General features: G+C 65.8%; 8 protein-coding genes. 6 read left to right on the plus strand and 2 right to left on the minus strand.

Annotation, left to right across the window (positions count from 1 at the left end):
* The first annotated feature begins 59 nt into the window (after positions 1-59).
* Complete coding sequence (locus RIB98_18175) at positions 60-1,499, plus strand: HD-GYP domain-containing protein (protein MEQ8842908.1); 1,440 nt, start codon at positions 60-62, stop codon at positions 1,497-1,499.
* Here the strand turns inward: RIB98_18175 and RIB98_18180 are convergent.
* Entirely contained in the window at positions 1,484-1,942 is a 459-nt protein-coding gene (locus tag RIB98_18180) for a hypothetical protein (GenBank protein MEQ8842909.1), read from the minus strand. The genes RIB98_18175 and RIB98_18180 overlap by 16 nt on opposite strands.
* A gap of 195 nt (positions 1,943-2,137) precedes the next feature.
* Between RIB98_18180 and rpsL the strand changes: the two genes are divergently transcribed.
* The 5 genes from rpsL (at position 2,138) to rpsJ (ending at position 6,789) form a co-directional block, all read left to right on the plus strand.
* Entirely contained in the window at positions 2,138-2,509 is a 372-nt protein-coding gene (rpsL, locus tag RIB98_18185; protein ID MEQ8842910.1) for a 30S ribosomal protein S12, read from the plus strand.
* Between the two features lie 2 nt (positions 2,510-2,511).
* A complete protein-coding gene (rpsG, locus tag RIB98_18190) occupies positions 2,512-2,982 on the plus strand; it encodes a 30S ribosomal protein S7 (protein ID MEQ8842911.1) in 471 nt (156 codons plus the stop codon).
* Positions 2,983-3,115: 133 nt separating this feature from the next.
* On the plus strand, positions 3,116-5,209 hold the full coding sequence (fusA, locus tag RIB98_18195; protein MEQ8842912.1) for an elongation factor G: 2,094 nt from the start codon (positions 3,116-3,118) through the stop codon (positions 5,207-5,209).
* 60 nt (positions 5,210-5,269) lie between these two features.
* Positions 5,270-6,457 (plus strand): elongation factor Tu, encoded by a 1,188-nt coding sequence (gene tuf, locus RIB98_18200; GenBank protein ID MEQ8842913.1) that lies wholly within the window; start codon positions 5,270-5,272, stop codon positions 6,455-6,457.
* An 11-nt stretch (positions 6,458-6,468) separates the two neighbouring features.
* Complete coding sequence (gene rpsJ, locus RIB98_18205; GenBank protein ID MEQ8842914.1) at positions 6,469-6,789, plus strand: 30S ribosomal protein S10; 321 nt, start codon at positions 6,469-6,471, stop codon at positions 6,787-6,789.
* A gap of 138 nt (positions 6,790-6,927) precedes the next feature.
* Here rpsJ and RIB98_18210 read toward each other — a convergent pair.
* The coding region (locus tag RIB98_18210) for a hypothetical protein (protein MEQ8842915.1) at positions 6,928-7,556 on the minus strand (629 nt) is incomplete at its 5' end.

Genomic DNA, 7,556 nt, shown 5'->3' on the forward strand with positions numbered 1-7,556 from the left:
GAGTGCTCAGGGCCGCAGCCGTCGTGCCGATGGAATGCCAGGACCGACGAGGACGAGCTTTGCCGCCCACAACCGACGACGCCCAGATCCAGGCGCCCGAGCCCGGAGCCGACCGCCCGCGAGGGGAATGGAAAGCGCGGCCCGTGCTGGCGTGGTTCATCCGCGCCGCGCTGATCGTGGTGCCACTCGCGATCAGCTGGGTGGCCGTCCACTACGCCATCCGAGCCGTACCCCGGCCCGCCGGCGTCGGGCCGACGATCGCCTGGTTCGGTGGCGCGGTCGTCGTCTCGATGCTCGTGTTCGAGGTGGCTCGGCGGGCGCTCGGACACGCCAGTTCTCTCGGGATTCTCTTCAGCCTCTCGCTGACCTTTCCCGACGCGGCACCGTCGCGGATGCGGGCGTTCCTGCGAACGGGGCGCGCCGACGAAACGGCCGATCGCCTCGCCGAACTGGCCGGCGACTCGCTCGAAGCGTCGATGAAGGCCAGGCGACTGGCCGACCTCGTGGCCAAGGTGAGCCGCCGTGAGGCCCGCACCGGACGCCATGGCGACCGCGTGCGCGGCTACGCCGAGCTGATCGCCACGGAGCTCGCCCTCGACGACGACGAGATGCAGCAGCTCCGATGGGCCACGCTGCTGCACGATGTCGGGCTACTCGACGTCCCCCGCCGCATTCTCGACAGCCGGGGTGAACTCACACCCGAGGACCGGCTGATCATCGAGCAGCACCCCGTGCATGCCGTTGGTCATCTGTCGCCATTCGCCGACTGGCTCGGCGACTGGGTGGGTGCGGCGACCGAGCACCACGAACGCTGGGACGGCACCGGCTATCCCGATGGTCTCGCCGGTGACCAGATCTCGCTCGCCGGCCGGATCGTCGCCGTCGCCGACGCCTACGACGCCATGACCGCGTTGCGGTCCTACCAGAAGCCGATCTCGCCCGCGGCCGCTCGACGTGAGCTCGTCGACAACGCCGGAACCCAGTTCGATCCCGCGGTCGTGAGGGCCTTCCTGAACGCGGGGATCTCCACCAATCGGGCCGGCGCCGGAGCCCTCGGCGCCATCGCCGAGGCCCCGGCGCAGCTCCTGAGCTTCATTTCGGGTACCGGCTCCGGTGTCGGCGCGGGCGCCGCGGTCGCAGTGGTCGCCGCCGTCGCGGTCGCCTCGAGCGCGGTGGCCGTGCCGGCCATCTTCTCGCCCGACGTGGAGGCGCCTCGGGCCGAACGGGTCGTCGACGAGGTCGTGGAGGACACCTCGACCACCACGGCGCGACCGACGACCACTCGACGGGCAACGACGAGCACGACGACGAGCACGACGACGACGACCAGCACGACGACGACGGCCCCGCCGACCTCTCGGGCACCGGCCACCACGCGGGCACCGGTGACCACGGCGCCGCCACCGCCTCCGACCACCACGGCGGCATCGACGACGACTGCGCCGCCGGCGTATGCGACTCTGCCGACAGCGCCGCCGCCGATCTATCCGTCGACGTAGGCCCAGCGGTCGGGTTCGGGCTCCCCGGCGCGTTCGAAGCACTGGATGTCGAACCAGATCGGCAGCAGGAAGCGAACGTAGAAGGCGTGGGTGACGTGGTCGCCGTTGACGAGGTCGTCGTATTCCTTGATGAGCACCCGCTCGTCGGCGCTCTGGAGTTCCTTGGCCCGGGCGAGGCAGTCGTCGACCTCGCGGCGGGTGTCGACGCGCATGCCGAGGTGGTCATAGCCGGGCGAGTCGATGTGGACCTTCTGCTCGGTGACGAGGATGAACTGACTGGTGGCGGGGTCGGTACGGAGCAGCAGACCGACCTGACCGAGAATCGGCACGTCGGTCGCCGACCAGCCGAGGAGCTCGGAATAGAACCGGCGGATGTCGTCTCGCTGTGCGTCGAGGACGCCGGGAGCGACCGTGAGTTCCATGTGGTTGAAGCGTGCGGGCATGAGTGGACTCTGGTCGGGCACCCGGACGAATGTCCAGCGAACGAAGTCGACTGTCCAGCGAAAACGCCGCGCGGGTTGAGGTTCCCATACCTCGGTCGTATGCTTTCACGTCGGCCTGAGCGCGCTCCCGAGGGCGCTGCCGGCCGTGTTCACGCTCTCATTTCCCCGACGTTCTCCAACAAGCAAGGTTTTTCTGTGCCAACGATTCAGCAGCTGGTCCGCAAGGGTCGCCAGTCGAAGCGTCGCAAGGAAGCGACACCCGCGCTCAAGGGAGCGCCCCAGCGCCGTGGTGTCTGCACCCGCGTCTACACCGCCACGCCGAAGAAGCCGAACTCTGCGCTTCGCAAGGTCGCTCGTGTGCGCCTGACCTCGGGCGTCGAGATCACTGCCTACATCCCCGGCGAGGGCCACAACCTCCAGGAGCACTCCATCGTGCTCGTGCGCGGTGGTCGTGTGAAGGATCTTCCCGGCGTGCGCTACAAGATCGTCCGCGGCACGCTCGACACCTCCGGTGTGCGCGACCGCAAGCAGGCCCGCAGCCGCTACGGCGCGAAGAAAGAAGGCTGACGATGCCTCGCAAGGGACCAGCCCCGCGTCGAGAGATCCATCCCGACCCGATCCACGACTCGGTGCTCGTCACCCAGTTCATCAACAAGATCCTCCAGCGCGGCAAGCGCAACCTGGCCGAGCGCATCGTCTACGACGCACTCGCCATGGTCGAGGAGAAGACCGGTTCCGAGCCCGTCGCCACGCTGAAGCGTGCGGTCGACAACGTGCGCCCGCAGCTCGAGGTCAAGAGCCGCCGTGTCGGTGGCGCCACCTACCAGGTGCCGATCGAGGTGCGTCCCCGCCGGGCCACCACGCTCGCCATCCGCTGGATGGTCGGCTTCTCCCGTGACCGTCGTGAGCGCACGATGGCCGAACGCCTCGCCAACGAAATTCTCGATGCCAGCAACGGCATCGGCGCTTCCTGCAAGCGTCGCGAAGACGTCCAGAAGATGGCGGATGCCAACAAGGCGTTCGCCCACTACCGCTGGTAACCCCGCGGTAGCGAGCCAGTAGTCCATTACACGTTCACGACGACCGGGCATCTCCCAGGAGAGAAGCCCGGTCGTGGTTTGTGCGAACCCAGATCGGGTCGTGCGCCACACCCCCCTTACCTGAGGAAATCCCATGGCAGAGAAGCGAACGCCGCTCGAGAAGACCCGCAACATCGGGATCATGGCCCACATCGACGCGGGCAAGACCACCACCACCGAGCGCATCCTCTTCTACACCGGCCGGTCCTACAAGATCGGTGAGGTCCACGACGGCGCGGCCACCATGGACTGGATGGAGCAGGAGCAGGAGCGTGGCATCACGATCACCTCTGCTGCCACCCACTGCATCTGGAACGACCATCGCATCAACATCATCGACACGCCGGGCCACGTCGACTTCACCGTCGAGGTCGAGCGGTCGCTGCGCGTGCTCGACGGCGCCGTTGCCGTGTTCGACGGTGTGGCCGGCGTGGAGCCCCAGACCGAGACGGTGTGGCGTCAGGCCGACCGCTACAAGGTCCCCCGCATGTGCTTCATCAACAAGATGGATCGCACCGGCGCCGACTTCTTCTTCTGCCTCGACACCATCAAGGATCGTCTCACCCCTCACGTCGCCGTGCTCCAGCTGCCGATCGGCGCCGAGGGCGACTACCAGGGCATGATCGACCTCGTTCGCATGAAGGCCCTCGTGTGGCCGCCCACCACCGATGAGAAGGACCTGGGCGCCACCTACGACATCGTCGACATCCCGGCGGAGTTCCAGGAGCAGGCCGACGAGTACCGCATGATGCTGCTCGAGGCTGCGGCCGATCAGGACGAAGACCTGATGATGAAGGTCCTCGAGGACGAAGAGATCAGCGAAGCCGAGCTGATGGCCGCGATCCGCAAGGGCACGCTGGCCGGTGTCCTCGTCCCCGTGCTCAACGGCACCGCGTTCAAGAACAAGGGCGTGCAGCCTCTGCTCGACGCGGTCATCGACTACCTGCCCTCGCCGCTCGACGTCCCCCCGATCAAGGGCGAGGACAAGGCCGGCAACGAGGCCACCCGCAAGGCGAGCGACGAGGAGCCCTTCTCGGCCCTGGCGTTCAAGATCATGACCGACCCCCACGTCGGCCGCCTCACCTACTTCCGGGTCTACTCGGGCACGTTCGAGAAGGGCGACGTGGTTCTCAACACCCGCACGTCCAACAAGGAGCGCGTGGGCCGCATCCTCGAGATGCACGCCAATGACCGCGTCGACAAGGACCTGGTGCGCACCGGCGACATCGCCGCCGGCATCGGCATCAAGAACACCCGCACCGGCGACACGCTGTGTGATCCGTCGCACCCGATCACGCTGGAGAACCTCGACTTCCCGGCACCGGTGATCGAGGTGGCCGTCGAGCCGAAGTCCAAGGCCGACCAGGAGAAGATGGGCAAGGCCCTCCAGGCGCTCGCCGAAGAGGACCCCACCTTCCAGGTCACGACCAACGAGGAAACCGCGCAGACGATCATCGCCGGCATGGGCGAGTTGCACCTCGAGATCCTCGTCGATCGCATGCGTCGCGAGTTCAAGGTCGAAGCCGCGGTCGGCAAGCCCCAGGTGGCCTACCGCGAAACCATCACCGCCGAAGTGCCGAGCTACACCTACACGCACAAGAAGCAGACCGGTGGCACCGGCCAGTTCGCGGTCATCACCGCCACGCTGTCGCCCAACCCCGGCGGCGAGTACGAGTTCGAATCCACCGTCACCGGCGGCAACATTCCGAAGGAATACATCAAGCCGGTCGATCAGGGCATTCAGGAGGCGATGAGCAACGGCGTGCTCGCCGGCTTCCCCACGGTCGACATCAAGGTGACCCTCGAAGACGGCAAGACGCACGACGTCGACTCGTCGGAAATGGCCTTCAAGATCGCCGGGAACGCCTGGTTCCGCGAAATCGCGCGCAAGGCGAAGCCGACCCTGCTCGAGCCGGTCATGGCCGTGGAAGTCGTCACTCCCGACGACTATCTCGGCGATGTGGTCGGCGATGTGAACTCCCGCCGCGGCCAGGTGCAGGGCACCGAGCAGCGCGGTCAGAACCAAGTCGTGAATGCACTCGTGCCGCTCTCCGAGATGTTCGGATACAGTACGGACCTGCGTTCACGAACGCAGGGGCGGGCGACGTACACGATGCAATTCGATTCGTACCAGCCCACGCCTGCAAACGTCCAGGAAGAGATTGTCGCCCGAGTCCGCGGCGAATGATCGTCTCCTCACCACACACCCCGAAGCACACCCTCTCGTAGAGAATAAGGAAAAACAGTTATGGCCAAGGAGACGTTCCAGCGGAACAAGCCTCACGTCAACGTGGGCACGATGGGCCACATCGACCACGGCAAGACGACGCTCACCGCTGCAATCACCAAGGTGCTCGCCGACAACGTCGAAGGTTCCGCCTTCACGGAGTTCGCCAACATCGACAACGCGCCCGAAGAGCGCGAGCGCGGCATCACGATCAACGTGTCGCACGTGGAGTACGAGACGGAGAACCGTCACTACGCCCACGTCGACATGCCCGGTCACGCCGACTACATCAAGAACATGATCACCGGTGCGGCCCAGGTCGACGGTGCCATTCTCGTGGTGTCGGCCGCCGACGGCCCGATGCCGCAGACCCGTGAGCACGTGCTGCTCGCCCGTCAGGTCGGCGTGCCGAAGATCATCGTTGCCCTCAACAAGGTCGACATGGTCGACGACGACGAGCTCATCGAGCTCGTCGAGATGGAAGTCCGCGAGCTCCTCAACGAGTACGACTTCCCCGGCGACGACACCCCCGTGATCCACGTCTCGGCCCTCAAGGCCCTGGAAGGTGACGACACCTATGCGGCCGGCATCCTCGACCTCATGGCGCAGGTCGACGAGTTCATCCCCACGCCCGAGCGCGATCTCGACAAGCCGTTCCTCATGCCGATCGAGGACGTGTTCACCATCACCGGTCGTGGCACCGTGGTGACCGGCAAGGTCGAACAGGGCAAGGTCAACACCGGCGACGAGATCGAGATCGTCGGCATCAAGGACACCACCAAGACCACCTGCACCGGTGTCGAGATGTTCCGCAAGCTGCTCGACTCGGGTCAGGCCGGCGACAACATCGGCGCCCTGCTCCGTGGTATCGACAAGGACGATGTGCAGCGTGGCCAGGTGCTCGCCGCCCCCGGCAGCATCACCCCGCACACCGACTTCGAGGCGCAGGTCTACGTGCTGTCGAAGGAAGAAGGCGGCCGCCACAAGCCGTTCTTCACCAACTACCGTCCGCAGTTCTACTTCCGGACCACCGACATCACCGGCACCATCCAGCTGCCCGAGGGCACCGAGATGTGCATGCCCGGTGACAACACCGAGATGACGGTGGAGCTGATCCACCCGATCGCCATGGACGAGGGTCTGCGCTTCGCCATCCGCGAAGGTGGCCGCACCGTCGGTGCCGGCTCCGTCACGAAGATCCTCAAGTAGAGACGCTGACGATGGCTGCAGGACAGAAGATTCGTATCCGACTCAAGGCGTACGACCACGAGATCATCGATCAGTCGACGAAGAAGATCGTCGAGACGGTGAAGCGGACGCAGGCGCACCTGTCGGGTCCGATCCCTCTGCCCACCGAGAAGCACCGCTTCACGGTCATCAAGGGTCCGTTCAAGGACAAGGACTCCCGGGAGCACTTCGAGATGCGCATTCACAAGCGTCTCCTCGACATCCTGGATCCGTCGCCCAAGACGGTCGATTCGCTCCAGCGGCTCGATCTGCCGGCCGGCGTCGACATCGAGATCAAGATCCAGCAGGCCTAGCCAGGCGGACCTGAGAACTGAGAGAGCCCCGGACGCAAGTCCGGGGCTCTTTCGCGTGCGGATGTCGGCGTTCTGGTGGACCAGATGTTCGGAATCCGAACATCTGGTCCACCAGAACGGTCACGTAGCCGCCGACAACTAGACCGGGGCAAACACCATCGTCATCATCGAGTCCCAGACTGCGCCACTCCCCCCGGATGCGCCACAGACGAGATTCATGGTCAGCTCCTCGCCGTCTGCGACCGCCACCCCGCGAGTGAACGCGAGGGTAGACCACTCAGCAAAGCCATCGGGCCCCGTCACGACCATGTGGTCGAAGTCGAGCGACTCGGTGGTCCCGAGGCTGCATTCGAAGAAGGTCCCCGCTTCCGATGCGCGGACGTTGCCGGTCGCCGTCACGATCATCAACCCGTCGGCCGGCGCGGTGAGCGACAGCGTCTGGACCACGACTGGGGTCGAGACTGCAACCGCACTATTGCCACTCACAAATGAGGCCGTCGAGTTCGTCAATGGCGCGATCTGAGCCTGAATCGAAGCGATGTCTGCCTCGGCCGTGTCGATGTCGTTGGCGTTCGCATCGGCGTCGGCTTGGGCGGCGGCTGCGGCGGCGGCGTTGGCTTCGTCGGCGGGTTCGACGATGTTGTCGTTGTAGCGCTTGAGGAAGGTGACGGATTCGCCGCGGGTGACGTTGTCCTCGGGGGCGAAGCTGGTGGCGGTCTTGCCGGTGGTGATGTCGTTGTTGAAGGCCCAGTCGACGGGGCCGGCGT

The sequence above is a fragment of the Acidimicrobiales bacterium genome (genome assembly GCA_040219515.1).
Lineage (GTDB): Bacteria > Actinomycetota > Acidimicrobiia > Acidimicrobiales > Aldehydirespiratoraceae > JAJRXC01.